We start from the raw sequence: 21,994 nt of genomic DNA, 5'->3' as shown, positions 1-21,994 counted from the left end.
CACCGTTTTACACATGATTGGTTTCAAGGCCGGATACAGTCGCAAAATCCACGAACATCCGGTCGTACCAGGCGACGCTGGCCTCACTTCACTGCCCAGGTTTCAAAAGGACCTTGATCGACTTGACCGAGTTGGCCAGGGCAAAGGCTTCCTCCCAGTTTTCCAGCGGGAAGTCATGGGTGACGATGCCCTTTGAGGTCACCAGGCCACGAGCGAACAAGTCGATTGCCACCGGGTAGCAATACGGTCCGAGGTGCGCTCCCCGCACATCCAGTTCCTTGCGGTCGCCGATGATCGACCAGTCGGCACTGATTTCGCTGCCGAACACACTGAACTCGACAAAACGACCGAGCTTGCGGATCAGGTCCAGCCCCTGGGTCACCCCCACCGGAACTCCGGTGGTCTCAATGTAAACGTCACAGCCATAATTGTCGGTGAGGCCATTGATGATCGCCCTGGCGTCTTCACGGGACGGGTTGATCACCACATCAGCGCCGAACTGTCTGGCCAGTTCCAGGCGCTCGTCGACCATGTCGATTACCACCAGTTTTTTCGGCGTCTTGAGTGCGGCCACTTGCACCATGCACAAGCCCAAGGTGCCGGCTCCGGCGATTACCAGCACATCATCGAGCTGGATTTCGCCACGGTTGATCGCGTGGATCGCGCAGGCCATCGGCTCGATCATTGCGGAGTCTTCAAGGGATACCGACTCAGGGATCTTGTGCACGATAGCGGTCTTGGGGATGCGCATGTACTGCGCCATGCCGCCTTCGGCCACTTCGCGCTGGAAACCGAAGATGTTGTGCACTTCGCACATCCAGTACTTGCCTGACTTGCAGAAGCGGCATTTGTCGCACGGCACGATCTGTTCGGCGATGACCTTGTCACCCACCTTCACATCGAAATGCGCCTCGGCACCCTCACCGGCTTCGACCACGTAGCCAAAAAACTCGTGACCCGGTACCACAGGTGCCTTGACCCACGGGTTGTCGCCGCCCCAGAACATGGCTGCGCCCGAATGGCATTTGCAGTCACTGGCGCAAATACCACAGGCGGCGATGTGGATCACCAGTTCGTCAAACCTGGCTTTGGGCTTGCCGATCCGCCCGAGACGGTAGTCATTCGGGCCGTGGCAAACGATGGCTTGCATGTCGTGCACAGTGTTTTTTTCCATGGTGATTCAACCTTTCAAGTCATGTCGGGATCCGCCACGACCCTCACGAGCCGCAGTGGAAACTGGTTTTCTTGATGCTGGGCGATACGCCCAACGGGATGTCTTACTTGACGACCGGAAGCTTCGAACGATCGATGGTGAACGCTACGGCGATAATCAGAATCACGCCGAAAACGATCTGTTGGGCAAATACGCTGACACCCACGAATGTCATGCCGATCCGCACCACGGAAACCAACAGTGCGCCGATCAGTGTTCGCCAAACGCCCCCCACACCACCGGTCAATGCCGTGCCCCCCACCAGTACCGCCGCGATTGCTGGGAGCAGGAATTCATTGGCCAACGTGGGCGAACCGCTGGACAGCCGTCCGGCCATGATGATTCCGGACAAGGCCGCCAGACCGGCCGAGATGGCGAAGGTCATGATCTTGATGCGATTGACGTTGATACCCGACGCCCAGGCAGCCGGCTCACCAGCGCCAATGGCGTTGCCGAACCGACCGAAAGGCGTCTTGCGGTGCAGGAATATGCACAACATGAACACTACAAAGGCCACGCAGACTTCATTGGGAATTCCGCCAGTATGGCCAGTAACCCAGCCAAACCAGGCATTGCGCTCTGCGGCATCAATATTGATCGACCGGTTGTTCGACGCGAGCATGGTGACGCTGGTAACGACGCCGCCGACCGCCAGGGTGACGATGAACGAGGGAAGCCGCAGCCACGTATGCAACAACCCACTGAGTGCGCCGGTCGCGATGCCCAGGCCGAGGCCAATCGGAAAAGCCCAGAATCCGTAGGCCGGCAACAACAGCGCGACAATCACGCTGGCCATCGATGCCACGGCCTGGGAAGACAGGTCGATACCGCCGATCAGCAATACAAAAGTAATGCCGGTCGCCATCACAAACAGTGTCGAGGTGTCGGCGAGCAGGCCAAGAACAGCACCGGGATGAATGAAACCAGGGTCATATCCGCCGATCAGGGCAACCAGGACAATCAAGGCCAGCAATGGCGCCTGACTGCGAAATCCGCTTAGGGAAATGGGCATTTTTGTGTTCTCTCAAACCATGTACTTGATCAGGTCTACTTGCTGCGGCTTGGCGCCGGGCAGGCAGTCGAAGGACTGAGCAACTTCACCATCACGCATGACCAGAATCCGGTGACTGAGCCCAATCATTTCCTCCAGGGTATCGGCGGTCAAAATCACCGAGACCCCCTGGCGAGTGATCTCGCGGATCAACTGGTAAACGTCTTCCTTGGCGCCCACATCCAGCCCGCGAGTCGGATGATCCAGAATCAGAATCGTCGAGCCGGCATTGCGCCACTTGGCCAAGACCACCTTTTGCTGGTTGCCACCACTGAGGTTGAGCAGCAATGCATCCGGCCCCGGGGTTTTAATGCTCAGGCGCTTGATCCAGTCTTCGGCAATCGAACGCTCTTTTCGCTCATCAAGCAGCCCGAGCGAGGTCACTTGACCGATGCGCGCCAGCGTCATGTTCTGCGCCACGCTAAGCATCGAAACGATGCCTTCAACTTTGCGTTCGCGGGGGATATAGCCGATCCCGGCACGAATCGCCGCCCCTGGACCTCCAGCGTCCAGGCGCCGGCCTTGTACCTGGATCTCACCGCGGCTTTTAGGCATCAAACCGGCCAACACCCGACACAACTCCTCGCGGCCCGAGCCGATGACCCCGGCAATACCGAGCACTTCTCCACGATGCAAATCGAAATTCAGACTAGAAAAGCTGCCGTCGAGCGCCAGCTCGCGGGCCGACATCACCACCTCGGATAAACACGGCTGCTGGAGTGATTCACGATAAAACTCAGCATGCAGCGACCGCCCGACCATCAAGGTGTGCAAACGGTCTTTTGACGCCTGGGCAGCGTCCATTTGCGCCACCACTTCCCCGTCTTTCATGACATAGACCCGGTCACTGAGGTCGAGTAATTCGTCCAGCCGATGGGAGACAAAGATGAACGAAGCGCGGGACTTGAGTTGCCGCACCAGGCGGAACAAGGTATCGATTTCCTTTTGTTCGAGTGCCGAGGTCGGCTCATCCAGCAGGATAACCAAATGACCGTCTGTACGCTCTTCCAGCGCCAGGGCTTTGGCCAGTTCAATCATCTGGCGCTGACCGAAACTCAACTCACTGCACAACACACCCGGGTCGATATCCAGATTGACTTTGGCCAGTTGCAGGCGAGCAGCCTTGTGCAGTTTTTTCCAGTTCAGGCAGCCAAAGCGCGAGAACTCATCCTCGCGCCCCATGAACAGGTTTTCAGCGACCGACAGGTTGAGCAAGATCGATTGCTCCTGGTACACCATCGCGATGCCGTTGGCGGTTGCTCCGCGCGGGCCATCGAGCAGGATTGGCGAACCGTCGAGTTCCAGATGACCTTCATCCGGTTGGTAAACACCGGTGAGGATCTTCATCAACGTCGATTTGCCTGCACCGTTTTCGCCGATCAGCCCGACGACTTCGTGCTTGCGCACTTCAAGCGAAATGTTCTTCAGCACCGTGATGCCGTTGAATCGTTTACTGACATTATTGAGCGTGAGCATGGGACCTCCTCACTTGACGACGCGTGCTTTCGCACGGTCGAGGGCGATGGCTACAGCGGCAATGATCAGCACGCCCTGCACGCCTTGCTGGACGTAAGGTGCGACACCCATCAACACCATGCCGTTACTGACGACCACCACGATCAGTACCCCCAGCAATGTGCCCAACGGACTGCCATTGCCACCGGCCAATGAGGCGCCGCCAACGACAATCGCGGTGATCGCCGTGAACAGTTGGCCTTGCGCAATCAATGCATGCCCTTGCCCGAACTGCGCCACGGCGAGAATCGCCGCCAGCCCGTAAAAGGCGCCAGCCAAGGCGAAAATGGTAATTCGCGTACGGTTGACATTGATGCCATTGAGCCGCGCCAGATCCTCCCCGCCGCCAATGGCCAACGCGTGCCGCCCCAGAATCGTGTGCCGGGAAATAAAGTGAGCGACACCCAGCGCCAGCACCACGATCCAGACTGATAGCGGCAATCCCATCAAACGATGCAAGGCAATCGCCCGGATGTTCATATCGAGCACCCGTACAGTGTTGCCTTCAAGTAAAGCGGTCGCCAGGCCAATACCGATGAAGCCGACGCCCAGCGTGGCCATGAACGAAGGGATGCGCATTTTGACTTGCAGCAACCCGTTGATGAGACCGGTCAGTGCGCCAACCAGAATCGCTATCGGCAGCGCCCAAAAACCAATGGCATGGGCATTCACGGTGTTGCCGATAAGCAAGGCGAGACAAACCGCCGAGACCGCTACAACCCCTTCAACGGAAAGATCGATACTTCCCATCTGAATAACGAACAACCCACCCAATGCCATCAGCAGTGGTATTGACGATGTGGTGGCGATTCGAGCCAGGTTCATTGGGTCAAAAAAAACCGGATTGACCGAACCGATAAGCAAGCCGATGAGCAGCAGGACAATAAGCGATGAAAACCGTCGCAGGCGGACCATGACGATAACTCCGGAAACAGGCATTGAATAAGCGTTCATGCACCACTGCACCAACGGATCGAGGGCGCAGCAGAAACACGAAAGACCGCGACTGAAGGGTTACGAGTTGTAGCGAATAGGCCCGGCAATTCGACCCCAGAAATCGCTGACATCCAGTGCCGGCGTCGCCTTGAAGTTCGCCGCGTAAAACGTTTCGACGTTCTTCTTCGTGATCAACTGCGGACGAACATAAAATTCGCGATGTTCGTGAGGCTCTTTAGCCGGATCGAACTGGCCGGTCTTGGCCGCATGCGCCAATGCCAATCCCATGCTGCCCAGCCAGTACGGATCCAGGTTGGAGGTAGCGACATATTCACCGGTACGAATGGCATCGACTGCCTGTTCGATAGCATCGATTCCCACCACCGGAATCGCACCCGCCAACCCTTCGCCACGCAACGCTTCCAGTGCGCCCATGCCCATGTCGTCGTTGGCGCACCAGATGCCTTTGATTTCGCTGCCGAAACGCGTCAGCCAGGACTGCACAATCGGGAATGCCTTGTTTGCACTCCAGTCGGCCGCCTGGAAATCCAGCAGCTTGATTTCGGGATATTTTTTCAAGGCAGCATCAAGACCGCTGCGGCGCCCGATCGAGGCAACGTTACTGAAAATACCGCCCAAGCCGACGATGCCGCCCTTGCCACCCATTGCTTCGAACAGTTCAGTGGCCACCGCTTCACCCACGGCCTGGCCATCCTCGGCCATGTGAGCCACCCAATAGGGGCTGTAGTCCCAGGGGTGCATGTCATCCGGTTTGTTCCAGATGGTCGTGACGTACACGCCAGCCTTGACGCATTGCTCGATGATTACCCGAGCATCGGCGGAGTCGTTCGGTTCAACGTTGAGGATCAGGTTACCGTCAGTCTTGGCGATCAATGCGCGAATGTCGGCAATGCCCTTCTGGCTGTTGCCTTCGGTCACCAGCGGCGAGTAAGGCAGCTTCTGGTTGGCGGCATAGGCTTCGCCACCCCGATTGAAAATCGCGTGGTAGGGATTGGTCAGCGAACGGAAGGAGTTGGAGAAAGTCAGCGTTGTCTGTGCCCACAGCATCGTGGGAAACAAGCCCGCCACTGCACCGGCACCGGCCAGGCTGGCGGCACCCAACAGCAGCTTGCGTCGGCTCATTTCCAGGAGCCGAACTGGATCATTTTCATTGTTGTTATTCATGTGACCTCCGGGCGCGCCTCACCGGGTGATAAGCGCTTTATTGTATTTGTAGTAACCAACTAGTTATTTATAAATCTAATGCAGCGAGGATGCAATCGTTAGAGATTGGGGGAGGTTAAAAATTCTCAAACGGTTGATAGCCAACAAGCTCCCGCGCATCAGAAGTCGTCATCAATGCGCAGGAACCCGAGCTTTATATGATTTGATCCTGGGACTGAAGACCGATTCTGGTCTGTACCTCAGACGGCGTCATTGTGCGCCCCAGCAGAAGGTCAGCGCCCTTCTCGGCAATCATGATCGAAGGTGCATTGGTGTTGGCACTGATCAGTCGTGGCATCACTGAAGAGTCGATGACGCGTAGCCGCTGCACACCGCGCACACGCAGTTGCGGGTCGACCACAGCGAGTTCGTCTACCCCCATTTTGCATGTCCCGACGGGGTGATAGCCGGTTCGCCCACAGCGTCGTGCGTAGTCCTCGTAATCCGCCTGGGTGCGCGCGCTACCGCCGGGAAAATGCTCGGATTTGAGGTAACGGCTCAAGGAGTGCTGGGCCATGATTTCCCGGCTCAACTTGATGCCTTCTACTGAGACATGCAGGTCATACGGGTCGCTGACGTAATTGGGATCGATCGACGGCGGCTGCAATGGATCAGCGCTACGCAACTTGACACTACCGCGACTGCGAGGACGCAGGAAGTACGAGTTGAGCGTGCAGCCCGCCCCTGAAGGAACGGGAGGAATACCCGCTTCGACGCCTGCTCCCGGCAAAAAATGAAACTGTAGATCAGGTGTAGTGGACCGTGAGTCGCCATACCAGAAAGCACCGGCTTCAGCGATGTTCGAAGTCACGGGGCCTTTGTTGAACAGCTTATATTCCAGGCCCGCCATCAGCATCATGTGCGGTTTGGCGTACTTGTCCAGGCTTTGCGAACCCTTGAGCTCATAGACGATGTCGATATCAAAATGGTCTTGCAGGTTCTGGCCTACACCAGGCAAGTCCTGCTTGACTGCGATCCCCAGACCGGCCAGTTCTTCGGCCGGACCGACACCCGACAGCATCAGAATTTTGGGTGAGCCGATTGCACCTGCCGCCACCACGACTTCGCGCTCGGCTGCGGCGAATTTCACCTCGCGTGAACCGCTGCCCTGAACATATTCCACACCGGTGGCCTGGCCGTTCTCGATACGAATCCGAGTGACCAGGCACTCGGTCTGAATGGTCAGATTGGGTCGATTGCGAATCTTGCTCAAATAGCCTTGAGCCGCGCTGCAACGACGTCCACCGCGTTGCGTGACTTGATAGGTGCCACAGCCTTCTTGTTTGGCACCATTGAAGTCAGCGTTGTACGGAATCCCCGCTTCCTGGGCAGACCGCACGAACGCCTTCGTCAGCTCGTTGACAGTGATCAGGTCGGAGACACCCAAGGGGCCTTCGGTGCCATGGTACTCATTGGAGAACCGTTCGTTGTCCTCGGCCTTGCGAAAATAAGGCAGTACGTCACGATAAGACCAGCCGCGACAACCTTCCTCCTGCTCCCAATCGTCATAATCCTTGGCGTTGCCTCGGGTATAGACCATCGCGTTGATTGAGCCGCCTCCGCCCAAAACCCGCCCCTGAGGAAAGAGAATCGAGCGATTCTGGATGTCCCCCTGCGCCACCGTGTCATAACCCCACGTGAGCGGGCCACCGGTCATTTTGAAAAAGCCCACCGGCATATGAATGTAAGGGTTGGTGTCGGCAGGCCCGGCTTCGAGCAGCAGTACTCGAACATCAGCCGGTTCGCTCAACCGGGCGGCCAGTACGCAACCGGCCGAGCCTCCGCCGATAATGACGAAATCGTACATTTTGTTGTCTCCAGTCTTATTTTTGTACTGAGGCAGTTCAGACTTCAACCCAGCGGGGGCGCTCACCCAACTGCACATGGACAGATTTGAGTTCAGTGTATTCCTCAACCCCATAGCGACCGGTTTCACGTCCGATGCCCGATTGCTTGAAACCACCAGAAGGCAATTCCGGACCGCCGGCTATGGTGGTGTTGACCCACACCCGACCGGCCTTGATTTGCCGCATCGCTTGCAATGAAGTTTCCAGGTCGCGACTCCAGATACTCGCCGCCAAGCCGAACGGCGTGTCGTTGGCCAGGCGCATGGCTTGGTCGAATTCGTCAAACGCGGTAATGGTCAGCACCGGGCCAAAGATCTCTTCGCGGGCAATGACCATGTCCGCAGTCACCTGACTGAAGACCGTCGGTTGCAGATAAAGCCCCTGCGCGGATTCGATCCGGCTACCGCCATGAACGAGTACGGCACCCTCTTTGCGGCCTTGCTCGATGTAACCCAGGATTCTCTCCAGATGCCGTTGCTCGGTAATCGAACCGACTTGCGTCGACTCTTCCAGCGGGTCGCCGATGCGCACTTTGGCGATCAGCGAGACTATTTTTTCGGTCAACAGCTGTTCAACGGAATGATGGACCACCACGCGGCTGCCACTGACGCAACATTGCCCGGCGTTGAAGCAAATACCAAAGACAATGGCATCGGCCGCCGCGTCCAGATCAGCGTCGGCGAAAACGATCTGCGGATTCTTGCCGCCGAGCTCCAGACCAATTTTTTTCATGTTGCCAGCGGCGGCAGCCATGGTCAGGCGTCCAACTTCCGTGGAGCCGGTGAAGGACACCATATCGATGTCGGCGTGTTCAGAAATCGCCTGCCCTACCACCGAGCCCGGTCCGGTCAGCACGTTAACGACGCCGTCGGGCAAACCGGCCTGTTTCAGCAGGCCTGCCAGCATCAACGTGGTGCCGGAAGTCAGCTCGCTGGGCTTTACAACCACAGTACAACCGGAAGCGAGAATGAAGGGCAACCGCTCCGCAAGGATGAAGAATGGGAAATTCCACGGGGTAATCAAACCCACCACACCCACCGGCTCACGGGTCACCAACCCAAGCAGGTTATCGCCCAGATTGTTGAACGAATCACCGTGCAATGCCCTGGCCTGCCCTGCGGCATATTCCCAGATACCCGCGGCACCGAGTACTTCACCGCGAGACTGATTGATCGGTTTTCCGGTTTCGAGCGTTTCGCAAAGCGCCAGTTCTTCACTGTTCTGGCGAATCAATGCCGCTGTTTTCAACAGCACCGTGGCACGAAAATCCGACCCGGACTTGGTCCAAAGCCCATGATCGAACGCCCGGCGAGCGGCTGCCACCGCCTGATCGACATCGGCCACACCACCCGATGGGTACTGACTCACCGGCACATTATGCGCCGGACTCATGCGCGTTACCTGCTTGAGTGCCGAGCCCTGCGTCCATTGCCCGTCAATGAACATGTCAAAGTGGCGCGGTTGAGCTGGCAGTTGATGAATCCGGGTGTTGCCATTGTTGTTATTCACAAAAACGTCCTCTGTACAGCGTTCGATTCAGGCAGTTCATGCTCAAAAAACGGAGCAGATAAACCGCCAGCCAAATATATATAACTAACCAGTTGTTTACATACAAGCCTCAGGCTAAGCTTTATTTGTCAGCCCCATGGCCCTACGGCTAAGCTCATCGCCCTGCCGCGTGGCACGCCATATCCGCGTAATGAGTAACAACACCTATGCTCTGGAGAGCGTTTTAAATGTCCACGAAAACTACCGACGACACGTCGGCGCGCCCTACTCGCGATTCCGATGCCACGCGCCTGAGAATTCTGAACGCAGCTAAAATCGAATTTGCCAAGTTGGGGCTTGGCGGTGCCCGCATTGACAGCATCGCGCTGAGAGCAAAATCCAATAAACGAATGATTTACGAGTACTACGGCAATAAAGAAGGTTTGTTCGAAGCCGTACTTGAACTGGCTTATCAAGACATTCGCCAAGCGGAACGCAAACTCAAACTGGAAGAACTGGAACCGGTCGAAGCGATCAGCAAACTGGTGAGCTTCACCTGGAAGTACTACCTGAAAAACCCTCATTTCCTGACCCTGGTCAACAGTGAGAACCTGCACAAAGCCGCGCATTTGAAACGGTCCCGGGAAAAGATGCATGACATGCATGCGCCGATGGTTTCGATGGTCGCCGAGATTCTGGCTCGAGGCGTTGCACAAGGCGTGTTCCGTGAAGGTATTGATCCAATCCAACTGAACATCACGATTGCCGCGATCAATTACTACTACCTCAACAACCGTTTTACCGGCGAGATCATCTACGGCTTCGATCTGATGTCTCCGGAAGCGCTGCAAGCCCGTATCGACTTCAATATTCAGACGATCCTCGGCATGCTGCGCCCCGACTGAAAGTGCCACACTCGATCGCCCCTTTTCGCTCGAGCGCAAGCCAAAAGGGGCCAACATCACACCAGCTCCGCCACTTTGACGTCGCGAATGATCGGCACGAATGCCATGCGATCCAGCACGTCACGCTCGATATCGACGCCTTGTGCGACCTCGATCAACTCAATGCCTTCAGGTAAAAGCCTGAACACCGCGCGCTCCGTGACATAGAGCACCTCTTGTCCGGCAAGCACGGCTTGCGGACCGCTGAAGGTGATATGACGAACCTTCTCTACCAGCTTGGGAACCTCACCGAGCCGGTTGAGCTGCAACTCGCCACCGACCTTCGCCACCTCCAGGCCCTTTGCCTCGAACGCCCCGCAGAACACCACTTTGCGAGCGCCCTGCGTAATGTCGATAAACCCACCGGGACCGACCAGCGTGCCACCGAGGCTGGAAACGTTGACGTTGCCCTGGCTGTCCATTTCACCCATGCCGAGAAAAGCCAGGTCCACCCCGCCACCACTGTAAAAATCAAACTGGTCAAGCGAGGTGACAATCGCTTGCGGATAGCGCGCTGCGCCAAACATCGCGCCGCCCATCATCCGGCCGTTGTGAATGCCCTGTTCGATGCTGCCCCAATAGCTGTCTTGCAAACCGCGCTCGGCCAGCAATGAAGGAATGCCACCCGGGATGCCAAACCCGAAATTCAAAGACATGCCGGGCATGAACTCGTCAGCGGCGCGTTGCGCAATGATTCGACGGATGTCGTCGGGAATGGCGTTTTCAATCTCCGCCGATTGCGCAAGGCATTCGCCACTGATGGCCGGGTCATAATCGGCCGCCACACATTGCCGCTGCTCGGGCACGACGACCACTTCATCGACCAGCACGCCGGGAATACGCACCAGCCGCGCCGGAACAAAAGCACTGTCGCTCAATTCACGGACCTGCGCGTAAACCTTGCCGCCACTGTTATGAGCGGCCAACGCCAGCGCATAGGCATCCAGATCCGCCGCTTCGTGACACAAGGAAATATTGCCGCTCGGATCGGCCAGGCTGCCGCGAACAATCGCCACATCGACCTTGAACGGCTTGTAGCGCAAGTAGGTTTTGCCATCGATGTCCAGACGCTCAACGATCGCCTCAGTCGCCCGGGCGTTGCATTTGCCACCTGCGACCAGTGGATCGGCGAAGGTGCCCAGGCCGATATGCGTGATCAGGCCCGGACGCGCCGCGCCGATCTCACGCATCAGGCTCATGATCACCCCGGCAGGCAAGCTGTACGCCTCGATTGCATTGTTGCGCGCCAACGCCTGCATCTTGGCCGACCAGCTCCAATGCCCGCCAATGACCTTCTTCACCAAGCCTTCGTGAGCGAGTCGCTCTAGGCCGCTGCCTTGCCCATCACCAATGCCCAGGGCGTGGACCACAGTCAGCCCACAGGGATGGCCTGTACGCAAAAACGACTCTTCGATCGCCGCAAGCAGCGCGTCAGGTTCCAGCAGAGTGCCGGAACCACACACCGCGATCGTGGCCCCGTCACCAATCCTGGTGACCACTTCTGACGCTGATGAACAGCTTCTTTTCATTGTTGTTTCCTCATCAATACGTTTGCCGCAATCGAATCCGAGAATTTTCAGAGAGCGCTTGACGCCTTCCGAAAGGACGCATTAAATAAATAACCAGTTGGTTACTTAAATCCACTTTAATCCAGCTGAAAAAAGAACACAACCCAAGCGATGAAGGTCATTCCCGTCGCGCAACAGAAAGGAAAAAAACAATGCAGCTTTCTGAAACCCACGTGCAGATCCGTGATCTGGCCCGTCGATTCGCCGACCAGGCGATCCGTCCGCTGGCTGAAAAGCTCGATCACGACGAAAGCTTCCCTGCCGCGCTGTACCGTCAGATGGGTGAACTGGGCCTGTTCGGTATCACCGTTCCGGAGGCGTTTGGTGGTGCCGGCCTGGATACCAGCGCCTACGCCTTGGTGATGGAAGAGTTGTCGCGAGGCTATGCCTCGATAGCGGACCAATGCGGTCTGCTGGAACTCATCGGCACTTTACTTTCGGTGCACGGCAGCGCCGAACAGCGTGAACGTTTTCTGCCGTCTCTGCTGAGCGCACAAAAGCACCCAGCGTACTGCATCACCGAAGCCGAGGCTGGCTCGGATGTGTCGGGTATTCGCACCACCGCTGTTCGTACCGAGAACGGTTGGCTGCTGAACGGTTCGAAACTGTGGATTCATAACGCACCGGTGGCTGACCTGGCGTTTGTGTTGGCGCGCACCGACCCGGCGGCGGGCAAACGCGGGATGAGTATCTTCATCGTCGATTGCCATTTGCCCGGCGTGTCCAAAGGCCCTAAAGAACACAAGATGGGACAACGCGCGTCGCAGGTCGGCGGTTTGAATTTCGACAACGTCGAACTCGCTTCCGATGCCCTGCTCGGCCAGGAAGGCCGTGGCTTTCACATTATGATGAGCGCCCTGGACAAAGGCCGGATCGGTATCGCCTCGCTGGCGGTGGGCATTGCCCAGGCCGGTCTCGAGGCGGCGCTCGAGTACGTGCCGCAACGCAAACAGTTTGGCAAACCCATCGCTGACAACCAGGGGCTGCAGTGGATTCTGGCGGACATGGCCAAAGACATTCGTGCCGCGCGCTTGTTGGTACTCGATGCCGCGGATCGCCTGGACCGCGCTGACAACGCCACCATTGCCTGCTCGATGGCCAAGTGTTTCGCCGCAGACATCGCCGTGACGCACACCGCCAATGCCGTGCAGTTGTTCGGTGGCAGCGGATTCATCCGTGGTTTCGAAGTCGAGCGTCTGTACCGCGACGCCAAGATCACCCAGATCTACGAAGGCACCAACCAGATCCAGCGCACGATTATTGCCCGTGAACTGCTCAACCACGGGGCACGGTCATGATTGCGCGTCCAACCGCGCTGGTTACCGGCGCACGCGGGGGTATCGGCCGCGCCATTGCGGTGGGCCTGGCGCAAGCCGGTTTCGATCTGGCCGTGGTGGATTTGCAGGTCGATGAGGCGCTGCAGGAAACCGTACGGCTCACCACAGAGGCAGGCGCACACGCCGTTGCACTGGCCGGTGACATCGCGGCCATCGAGCAACATGAAACGCTGCTCAATGCTGCACAGGCAGCACTCGGCCCGCTGACATGCCTGGTCAACAATGCCGGGGTGTCGGTGCTATCACGGGGCGACTTGCTTGACGTCACCCGGCAGAGCTTCGATCGATGCCATCAGGTCAACACCCGCGGCACGTTCTTTCTGACCCAGGCGTTTGCCCGGCGCCTGAAGTTGCAAACGCCGAGCGAACGTCATCGCTGCATCATCACCATCACCTCCTCCAACGTGCATGCGGTGTCGACCTTGCGAGGCGAATACGGCATTTCCAAGGCTGGCTTGTCCATGGCCTCGCGCTTGTTCGCGGTGCGTCTGGCCGATGAAGGCATTGGGGTCTACGAGGTGCAACCAGGGCTGATCGCCACCGAGATGACGGCACCGTCCAAGGCCCGCTACGACGCGGAAATCGAACATGGCCTGACCGCCATCAAGCGCTGGGGACTGCCCGAAGATGTCGCGCGTGTCGTGATCACCATGGCTACCGGCGGTTTGCCCTACACCGTCGGCCAGGCAGTGCCGGTGGACGGCGGCCTACTGATTCCAAAGTTCTAATTTGCCAAGAGACAAGCACATGCCTTTAACCATTGATTTGTTGACCACTGACGCGGCCCGCCCGCTGCAGAAATACTCGTTGACTGGCGAACCTCTTTTGCCGCCGGCCAGACCGTTGCCCAATAACCGAATCGCCTTGTCTGCCGCACACGTCGTCGCCGATCCGTTCAGTGCCAACCAGCCCGGCAGCACCGCCGCCATCGATTGGGACAAAACCCTTCAGTATCGGCGCTATCTCCTGCAACAGGGCCTGGGCATTGCAGAGGCAATGGACACAGCCCAGCGTGGCATGGGCCTCGATTGGCCGACCGCACTGGAGCTGATCAAGCGCACGCTCGAAGACACGCGCGACATCAAGCATGCGGTGATTTTTTCCGGCTGCGGGACTGATCAATTGGCGGTAAATGACGCCAGTAGTCTTGATGATGTTCTCAAGGCGTATGACGAACAACACAGCGCCATCGACAAGCTCGACGGGCGCATCATCCTCATGGCCAGCCGCGCCCTGGCGCGTGTCGCCAAAAGTGCCCAGGACTACAAGCGGGTTTACCGCAAGGTATTGGCGGATGCCCGGCAACCGGTGATTTTGCATTGGCTGGGTGACATGTTCGATCCGGCCTTGACCGGGTACTGGGGCAGTCAGACGTTTGAGCACGCACTGGATACCTGTCTTGAGATCATTCACGAAAACCCTGCCAAGGTCGACGGGATCAAGATTTCGCTGCTCGACAAGGAAAAGGAAATCCTCCTGCGACGCCGGCTGCCGGAATCGGTGAAGATGTACACCGGTGACGACTTCAACTATCCGGAACTGATCGCCGGTGATGAACAGGGTTTTTCCCACGCCCTACTGGGTATTTTCGATGCCATCGCACCGGCGGCCTCTCACGCACTGGCGGCTTTGGCAGAGGGGGATGTGGCGCGTTACCACGCCCTGCTCGATCCTACCGTGCCACTGGCACGCCTGATTTTCAGCAGTCCGACTCAGTACTACAAAACCGGTGTGGTGTTCCTGGCGTACCTCAATGGTCATCAGGATCACTTCATTATGCTCGGCGGCCAGCAAGCCATGCGTCCCCTGCCCTACTTCTGCGAGATCTTCCGCCTCGCCGACCAGGCCGGGCTGCTCAGCGACCCGACATTGGCCGTGGCCAGAATGAAAGCCTTCCTCGGTCTCTATGGCGTAGACGCTTAACGAGTTACGCGGAGCGCCGCCTGTGCCGCGCTCCGTGATGGGACCACCTGCATTCGTGGAGAATTGAATGATATTGCGCACGCTGGAAAACCGGCTCGACCTCTGCTCGATCAACACCGCCACGCTAGGCCATCGTCTGCCCATCGAGCAGACCCTGGACCTTATTGCCCGCGCGGGATTCGGTTACGTCGCCCCATGGCGCAAGGATATGCAAGGCCGCACGCTCAGACAGGTTCGCCGGCAGTTACAGGACAGCGGGCTCAAGGTAAACGCCTATTGTCGCTCGACCTACATCCCGCAAGCCACGCGTCAGGACTTCGACGCCGCCATTGCCGATAACCTCAAAGCCATCGAAGAAGCCGCCGAGTTGCAAGCGCAATGTTTCGTCATGGTGGTCGGTGGCTTGCCCGCAGGCTCCCGGGATCTGGCGGCAGCACGCGAGCAGGTAGCTGAAGGCTTGGCCTTGTTACTTGAACACGCCAGACAGCATCACGTATCACTGGCTCTGGAACCCCTGCACCCGATGTATGCGGCGGACCGTTCCTGTTTGTCGACGCTGGAGCAGGTATTGGACTTATGCGAAGTGCTCGAGCCTGGAAACTACCAACATCTGGGCGTTGCCGTGGACGTCTATCACTGTTGGTGGGACCCCAAACTGCACGAGCAGATACAACGCGCCGGCGCACAACACCGGATATTGGGCCTGCACCTGTCCGACTGGCTGGTGCCTACCCAGGACTTGCTGCTGGATCGCGGCATGATGGGCGACGGCGTCATCGATTTGCGTGGCATTCGCCAACAGGTTGAAACGGCCGGTTATGAGGGCGCTGTCGAAGTCGAAATCTTTTCCCGGGACAATTGGTGGAAGCGCGACGAAGCCGAGGTTTTGCGCGTGTGCGCCGAACGTTTGCAGCGCTGTTGTTAACTGCCGTGTCCCCACAAGATCACAAGAACAATAAGAAGCGAGATGCCCAAATGTCACATCAATACCGCTGGCAAATCTGTGCGCTGCTGTTTTTCGCCACCACTATCAACTATCTCGACCGACAGGTGCTTGGCCTGCTCAAGCCACTTCTGGAACAACAGTTTCACTGGAGCGAGACGGACTACAGCTATCTGGTCATTGTCTTTCAAGCAAGCTACGCAGGTGGCTTGCTGGTCTTCGGCAAACTGATCGACCGTCTGGGCACCAAGCTCGGTTATGGCTTGTGCATCACGGTCTGGAGCATCGCGGCGATCGGCCATGCCGCGGCGCACTCCACCTTGAGTTTCATGTACATGCGGGCGCTGCTGGGACTTGGGGAATCCGGCAACTTCCCGGCGGCGATCAAAGCCGTCTCAGAATGGTTCCCGAAAAAAGAACGTGCCCTGGCCGTTGGCATTCTCACTGCCGGGACCAGTGTCGGTGCGATTCTGGCGCCGGCCTGTGTGCCCTGGCTCGCAGCAACGTATGGCTGGGAGTCAGCATTTGTAATTACCGGCCTGACCGGATTTGTCTGGCTGGTGTTCTGGAAGTTGTATTACCACACCCCTGCCGCCCATCCACGGATCAGTGCCGGCGAACTGAGCTACATCAATCAGGATGCGCACGTTGAGCCCGTCGACAAGGTCAAATGGGCCGATCTGCTAAAGCTGCGCTCAACCTGGGTGTTTGTCACCGGCAAGTTCCTCACCGACCCGATCTGGTGGTTCATGCTGTTCTGGTTGCCGTCCTACTTCTCCAGTCGCTTCGAACTCGACCTCAAGCACCTGGGCCTGCCGCTGATGATTGTCTACTGCGCGACCTCCATCGGCAGCATCGGCGGTGGCTGGCTTTCGTCGCGAATGATCAGTGCTGGCTGGTCGACAACAAAAGCCCGCAATAGCGCGATGTTGATCATGGCGATAATGGTTTTGCCTATCGGGTTCTCCAGCTACGTCGACAACATGTGGGTCATGGTCGGTCTGCTGAGCCTGGCGGCGGCTGCGCATCAGGGATGGTCGGCCAACCTGTTCACCACCGTTGCAGACAATTTCCCGCGCTCGCAAGTCGCCTCGGTCATGGGCATTGGCGGCACGGCGGGCTCAATGGGCGGGATGATCTTTCCATTCATCGTCGGCCTGGTTCTGGAACACTACAAAACAATGGAGAATCTCACCCTCGGCTATAACCTGATTTTCATGGTGTGCGCGAGTTCTTACCTGACCGCATGGATAATCATGCGGCTCATGGGCAGTCGTGGCGCGTCCGTGCTTCAAGAACCTGTGACAACCTGATATCCGGGCTTTCGCCGAACCACGAGGCACTGCGCCTCGTGGACCTCAGACTCATTACAGGCCAACGAACGTCCCTCACATGATCAACGAGAACAAAGGCATACAGTCCGTCGAACGCGCGATGATGATTCTTGAAACCATCGCGGCGGCAGGTGGCGAAATCCGCCTGGTAGACCTTGCGGCGCAGTCGGGCTTGCACAAAAGCACCTTGCACGGTTTGCTCAATACCCTGGCCGCCATGGGCTACATCGCCCGTCGCGGCACGCACTACGCCCTGGGCTTGCGTCTGCGGGAGATAGCGCAGCCGTTGAGCGATGCGGATGCACACTTGCGTGAAACCTTCGCCCCTGCCCTGCGTACACTGGCCGAACGCAGTGGCGAAACCTGTTTTCTCGCGGCACCTTGCGGCACCCGCGAATACTTCTATATGGACGCCCTTGAAGGCACCGGCAGCCTGCGCGTTGCCAGCCCGCGTGGGCGCCGCGCGGGCCTGACCACCTCGGCCATCGGCAAGATATTCCTGGCCTTCGACGAAGACTTGCGCCGCAGTTTGTGCCGTGCGCAATTGCTACCTGTGGAACTGGAGAATGAATTGGCAAGCATCGTCACAGATGGCTATGCATTGGACCTTGAAGAAGCCGAGGCCGGGCTCAATTGCGTAGCGCTGCCCCTGCGCTTGCAAGGTCGGGTAGTCGCGGCACTCGGCGTCGCGGCACCGGCGTCTCGCTTGCCCAAAAACGCGTTGCACAAGCTGGCGACCCAGGCCATGCGGGAAATGTTCGACATGCTCAAACTTTAGTCGCCAATGACCGGGGGTATATTCCCCTGGAAAGCAATCATCGGGATCATCGGGACTCTGTCGTTTTACTCAATGGAGCCCCAAATGTTTGAGCAACTGTCCCTGCAAGTGATCAACCGTGCAAAAGCGCTGGCGCGTGATCAAGGCTTTGCCGTTTGCATCAGCGTGGTCGACGATGCCGGACTTCTGCGCCAATTCGTCCGTATGGATGACGCCGTGCCAGGCGCCATTGATGTTTCGCTGAAGAAAGCGCGCACTGCAGCATTGTTTCGCACCGACAGTGCCGAACTGGGTGTGCAGGCGCAACCGGGTGGGCCTATCTACTCGCTGGAAGCCACCAATGGTGGGCTGATCAGCTTTGGTGGAGGCGTGGTGTTGCACGATGACCTGGGCAAGGTCATCGGCGCCGTAGGCGTCGCCGGTGCCACCGTCGAGGCTGATCAGGTGATCGCTCTGCAGGCGGCAGGCCGTCCATGAGTCAGGCCATGCAACGCATTCATCCAGGCGTACTGGCATTGGCGGTGACAGCCTTCGCTATCGGTATGGCCGAGTTCATTGTCGTGGGTATCCTTCCAGCTATCGCCTCTGACCTCGACATACCACTGGCGCGTGCGGGCAGCCTGGTCGGGCTGTACGCACTGGCGCTGGCCATAGGTACGCCATTGACGGTTCTGGCTTTGGCACGTCTGCCGCGAAAACCGGTGTTGTTGACGCTGATTGCGATATTTCTGGGCGGGAACCTGCTGGCCGCACTGTCCACCGATTACCGCTCGCTGTTGGCAGGACGCGTTGTGACAGCACTCGCGCATGGCAGTTTTTTTGCTATCGGTGCCACCGTCGCCGCCAGCCTGGCGCCGAAGGGACAATCAAGTAAAGCCATCGCAGCGATGTTCGCCGGCCTGACGCTAGCAATGGTTGTCGGTGTACCGCTTGGCAGTTTCCTGGGCAACGGCATGGGCTGGCGACTGCCGTTTTATGCCGTCGCGTTGTTGGCCGCAGTGGCCCTGGTGGCTACCGCACTATGGTTGCCTAACGTGCCAACGCCACCCTCGGGAAAGGCGTTGACTCAACTGGCGGCACTCGGGCATCCAGCCATTCTGGCGATGATGGCAGTGACCGTATTGGGCTTCGGTGCAAGCTTCGCCGCGTTCACCTTTATCACGCCGATCCTCACCGACATCAGCGGTTTTTCCACCGAAACCGCCAATCTGCTGTTGGTCGTATTCGGCATCGCGACACTGGCGGGCAATCTCGGCGGGGGCCGGCTAGCGGCCGCAATTGGCTGGCAACCTGCACTGCGCATTATCTTCGTAATGCTGGCATTGGTACTGGCCGCTGTCGCGCTGTTGCTGCCCTATCAAATGCCGATTGTGGTGATGCTGTTTTTCTGGGGAGCACTGGCTTTCGGCCTGTCACCCGCAGCGCAGGCGGGGATGCTGGCCACCGCTGAGCGTTTCACCCCACAAGCCATAGCGTTCGCCTCGGCACTGAACATCTCGGCATTCAACCTAGGCATCGCCCTGGGAGAAACCAGCGGCAGTGCCCTGGTCAACAACGGGCAGATGGCCCTCACACCGTGGGCGGGCGTTGTGACGGTCATCGTTGCGCAGTTGCCGCTGGTTTGGCTGGTGTCGCGCAATCGTAGAGATCAGCGCCATGTACGCCGGAGTTCGACTGTCGGTTGAGGCAATTTTTTGAAGCTGCCAGACAGACAGACAGTAGTGGCCTGATTCACTTTTCAGATGATCAGCTCCACCCACCTTTGATGGGGGCGTCAGTCATCCATCAAATCCCTCTCTTACAAAGGTGAAATACATGAATGAAGTCCGCGTCTCAATTGCCATTGAACGTCCCATCGAACAAGTCTGGTCACTTCTGGGCGGCTTTGATTGGCTGCCCCGTTGGCTCAGTGTCATCGTGAGCAGCACCCTCAGCGACGGAGGGCGCCTACGCCATCTGAAAACGGCTGACGGCGCAATCATTGTTGAGCGCTTGCTAACGTTTGACGAAGATCAAAAACAATACACCTACGCCCTTCTTGAGGGCCCATCACCGGTCATTGATTACGTTGGCACGATGTCGGCCAAGGATGATGGCCAAGGCGGCACACTGGTTTCTTGGTCCAGTACCTTTTTGGTCAAGGATGCAGATGAGGCTGAGGTCACTCGGCTTTTTGAGGACTTGTACTGCGAAGGTCTGGAACACCTGAAAAACATCATCGAGTCCACGAACTGACGATGGCGACTGGGGTGATGTCTGCACCGGCGAGTTGCAGGAAATCACCCCGGGCTGGGTTGGATCTACGATACCCAATCCATTTCCGGTCATAGACTACCGTTGAGTTTTCGCTCGCCATACTGCGATCCGAGTTACACGATATTCAGATTTCGACTTGCCATCGGGGAGTGCCGATTTAAGCTCGTAAAATATCCAAACTCACAATAGGTTTTTTGCCTTTATCCATTTTCGAATACGGACGCGCGCATTCGCGTAGGGCGAAGATGTGTTGAACTGGATCATGCGTCCCATCGTCCACTTCTCATACCAAGAACGGCCGTAGAGATCGTCGTTGCTGCGGGCCTCTATCGAACAATTCGAGCCTTAGCGGCTTCCAGTCGCTCAACAAGCTGCGGGAACGGCACGTCTTCATAATCGCTATAGAACTTCTCCGCGAGCCGACCTAGCTCATTCCATTTGAAGCCTTTTTCGGGAAAGTCAATCGCTTCGCCGGCGACGCTCCGGTCGAGCCATTTCAAGACCAGTTCATTCCATCCGACTAAGTAGGCTGTGAGATTGGCAATGCTCATCTGTGTTCCCTGAGCGTGCCCCTCTATGCAGTATTCATCAACCGTCGACAACGGGACGCTGCGCAGGTCTTTCAAAAGCTTGTCGAAATTCAAGTTTATCGCGGTAAGAAGTTCGTCTTTGTTTTGAGGGATCATGCTCTTCTGCTCATATGAGTTACCAACAAAGGCCATACACGCTCGCAATCCTAAACAAGCAGTGACTGGCACAACTCACGAACATAGCCTCCTACGACTCTGGCCGCTTTGGACAACGGGTGTTGGTGAGTGAATGCCAAGGCAATCGTTCTTTTAATCTCCGGCTTGTCTATCCTCACCGCGTCAAGCAATCCGCGTTCGACATCGTCCTGTACTGCCAGAAAAGGCAGAATCGTGAACGCCCCCCCAACAGCCGCGACATCCTTCATTGCGTTCAACGTGTCGACCTCGATAGCCACGTTCAAAGAGACCTGATGTTTACGCGCCAATTGGTCGAGTGTTGTCCGCAAGCCATTTGGCCGAGAGGGCAAAATCAATGGAAAACCCGACAACGCAGTAAACGCAATCGGCTCTCCATTTCCAGCAAGGCTTCCGGCCTTGCCCACCAGGTAAGTATCAACAACTCCCAATGTCTCTTCGTCACGGGCGGTGGATATGCCATACCGGTTCACGACAATCAGGTCCAGGGAACCTGCCGCCAATTGCTCATCAAGATCACCACTGAACCCCTCCACCACATGCAAGCGCACCCCTGGAGCATGGGTTTGCAGCTCAGTGAAAAGCATCGGCAGCAACTTGCGCGACATCGATGGCAGGACGCCGATATGCACAGTTCCCGCCGGTACGCCCGAGGACTCTCTGACCAATGTTTCCAGGCGCTCAGCCTGCGCGAGCAACAAACGGATTTCTGGCAGCACAAGTCGCCCGAAGTCCGACAGCACCAGGCCTCGCCCGGTGCGCACGAACAACTGATCGCCCCACTCAGTCTCCAGTTGCGCCAGTTGGCGACTGACCAGCGACTGGGCGGTGCCTAGCGCAACCGCTGTTCGGGAAATAGACCCGAGCTCCTCCATCAGCAGCACGCTTTGCAGTTGTTTGAGATTCATCAGT

At 57.6% G+C, this 21,994-nt stretch carries 19 protein-coding genes and 1 pseudogene; 10 read left to right on the top strand and 10 right to left on the bottom strand.

Features of this window, described 5'->3' with window-relative positions; genetic code table 11:
- Positions 1 to 88 precede the first annotated feature (88 nt).
- The 7 genes from AC3ITY_RS13760 to AC3ITY_RS13730 all read right to left on the bottom strand — a co-directional run bounded on the left by AC3ITY_RS13760 (position 89) and on the right by AC3ITY_RS13730 (position 9,295).
- On the bottom strand, positions 89 to 1,174 hold the full coding sequence (locus tag AC3ITY_RS13760) for an alcohol dehydrogenase catalytic domain-containing protein (RefSeq protein WP_489309886.1): 1,086 nt from the start codon (positions 1,172 to 1,174) through the stop codon (positions 89 to 91).
- Positions 1,175 to 1,277: 103 nt separating this feature from the next.
- Entirely contained in the window at positions 1,278 to 2,225 is a 948-nt protein-coding gene (locus tag AC3ITY_RS13755) for an ABC transporter permease (protein ID WP_489309884.1), read from the bottom strand.
- A gap of 12 nt (positions 2,226 to 2,237) precedes the next feature.
- A complete protein-coding gene (locus tag AC3ITY_RS13750; RefSeq protein WP_489309882.1) occupies positions 2,238 to 3,740 on the bottom strand; it encodes a sugar ABC transporter ATP-binding protein in 1,503 nt (500 codons plus the stop codon).
- 9 nt (positions 3,741 to 3,749) lie between these two features.
- Positions 3,750 to 4,745, bottom strand: a complete 996-nt coding sequence (locus AC3ITY_RS13745; protein ID WP_489309880.1) for an ABC transporter permease — start codon at positions 4,743 to 4,745, stop codon at positions 3,750 to 3,752.
- 48 nt (positions 4,746 to 4,793) lie between these two features.
- Positions 4,794 to 5,900 (bottom strand): sugar ABC transporter substrate-binding protein, encoded by a 1,107-nt coding sequence (locus tag AC3ITY_RS13740; RefSeq protein ID WP_489309878.1) that lies wholly within the window; start codon positions 5,898 to 5,900, stop codon positions 4,794 to 4,796.
- Positions 5,901 to 6,093: 193 nt separating this feature from the next.
- Positions 6,094 to 7,746 carry a GMC family oxidoreductase gene (locus AC3ITY_RS13735; protein ID WP_489309876.1) on the bottom strand — a complete coding sequence of 551 codons (1,653 nt, stop codon included), beginning with the start codon at positions 7,744 to 7,746 and terminating at the stop codon, positions 6,094 to 6,096.
- Between the two features lie 37 nt (positions 7,747 to 7,783).
- Entirely contained in the window at positions 7,784 to 9,295 is a 1,512-nt protein-coding gene (locus tag AC3ITY_RS13730; RefSeq protein WP_489309874.1) for an aldehyde dehydrogenase family protein, read from the bottom strand.
- 227 nt (positions 9,296 to 9,522) lie between these two features.
- Between AC3ITY_RS13730 and AC3ITY_RS13725 the strand changes: the two genes are divergently transcribed.
- Complete coding sequence (locus AC3ITY_RS13725) at positions 9,523 to 10,179, top strand: TetR/AcrR family transcriptional regulator (protein ID WP_489309872.1); 657 nt, start codon at positions 9,523 to 9,525, stop codon at positions 10,177 to 10,179.
- Between the two features lie 56 nt (positions 10,180 to 10,235).
- Here AC3ITY_RS13725 and AC3ITY_RS13720 read toward each other — a convergent pair whose 3' ends face one another.
- Complete coding sequence (locus AC3ITY_RS13720; protein WP_489309870.1) at positions 10,236 to 11,747, bottom strand: CoA-transferase; 1,512 nt, start codon at positions 11,745 to 11,747, stop codon at positions 10,236 to 10,238.
- 191 nt (positions 11,748 to 11,938) lie between these two features.
- Here AC3ITY_RS13720 and AC3ITY_RS13715 point away from each other — a divergent pair, with 191 nt between their 5' ends.
- The 9 genes from AC3ITY_RS13715 (at position 11,939) to AC3ITY_RS13675 (ending at position 20,336) form a co-directional block, all read left to right on the top strand.
- Positions 11,939 to 13,084 carry an acyl-CoA dehydrogenase family protein gene (locus tag AC3ITY_RS13715; RefSeq protein WP_150758470.1) on the top strand — a complete coding sequence of 382 codons (1,146 nt, stop codon included), beginning with the start codon at positions 11,939 to 11,941 and terminating at the stop codon, positions 13,082 to 13,084.
- The gene (locus AC3ITY_RS13710) at positions 13,081 to 13,851 is read left to right on the top strand and encodes a 3-ketoacyl-ACP reductase (RefSeq protein ID WP_489309868.1); all 771 of its coding nucleotides are present in this window, start codon (positions 13,081 to 13,083) and stop codon (positions 13,849 to 13,851) included. The genes AC3ITY_RS13715 and AC3ITY_RS13710 overlap by 4 nt, the downstream gene beginning before the upstream one ends.
- A 19-nt stretch (positions 13,852 to 13,870) precedes the next feature.
- Complete coding sequence (locus AC3ITY_RS13705; protein WP_489309866.1) at positions 13,871 to 15,046, top strand: dihydrodipicolinate synthase family protein; 1,176 nt, start codon at positions 13,871 to 13,873, stop codon at positions 15,044 to 15,046.
- A 67-nt stretch (positions 15,047 to 15,113) separates the two neighbouring features.
- Positions 15,114 to 15,971: a sugar phosphate isomerase/epimerase family protein gene (locus AC3ITY_RS13700; RefSeq protein WP_489309864.1), complete on the top strand. Its 858-nt coding sequence runs from the start codon at positions 15,114 to 15,116 to the stop codon at positions 15,969 to 15,971.
- 50 nt (positions 15,972 to 16,021) lie between these two features.
- Entirely contained in the window at positions 16,022 to 17,302 is a 1,281-nt protein-coding gene (locus AC3ITY_RS13695) for an MFS transporter (protein WP_489309862.1), read from the top strand.
- Between the two features lie 79 nt (positions 17,303 to 17,381).
- Positions 17,382 to 18,101, top strand: coding sequence for an IclR family transcriptional regulator (locus AC3ITY_RS13690; RefSeq protein ID WP_489309860.1), 720 nt, complete (start codon positions 17,382 to 17,384; stop codon positions 18,099 to 18,101).
- Positions 18,102 to 18,185: 84 nt separating this feature from the next.
- On the top strand, positions 18,186 to 18,578 hold the full coding sequence (locus AC3ITY_RS13685) for a GlcG/HbpS family heme-binding protein (RefSeq protein WP_489309858.1): 393 nt from the start codon (positions 18,186 to 18,188) through the stop codon (positions 18,576 to 18,578).
- Between the two features lie 8 nt (positions 18,579 to 18,586).
- The gene (locus AC3ITY_RS13680; protein ID WP_489309856.1) at positions 18,587 to 19,786 is read left to right on the top strand and encodes an MFS transporter; all 1,200 of its coding nucleotides are present in this window, start codon (positions 18,587 to 18,589) and stop codon (positions 19,784 to 19,786) included.
- Positions 19,787 to 19,916: 130 nt separating this feature from the next.
- Complete coding sequence (locus tag AC3ITY_RS13675; RefSeq protein ID WP_489309854.1) at positions 19,917 to 20,336, top strand: SRPBCC family protein; 420 nt, start codon at positions 19,917 to 19,919, stop codon at positions 20,334 to 20,336.
- 201 nt (positions 20,337 to 20,537) lie between these two features.
- On the opposite strand, the pseudogene AC3ITY_RS13670 reads toward AC3ITY_RS13675, so the two are convergent.
- Together AC3ITY_RS13670 and AC3ITY_RS13665 are read right to left on the bottom strand one after the other, a co-directional pair.
- Positions 20,538 to 21,043: pseudogene (locus AC3ITY_RS13670) on the bottom strand (ClbS/DfsB family four-helix bundle protein).
- Between the two features lie 50 nt (positions 21,044 to 21,093).
- Positions 21,094 to 21,990, bottom strand: coding sequence for a LysR family transcriptional regulator (locus tag AC3ITY_RS13665; RefSeq protein ID WP_489309852.1), 897 nt, complete (start codon positions 21,988 to 21,990; stop codon positions 21,094 to 21,096).
- Positions 21,991 to 21,994: the final 4 nt, after the last annotated feature.

This window comes from Pseudomonas sp. GL_091 (genome assembly GCF_057837725.1).
The sequence above is the reverse complement of the archived record's forward strand: the minus strand, read 5'-3'. Positions and strand labels throughout refer to the sequence as shown.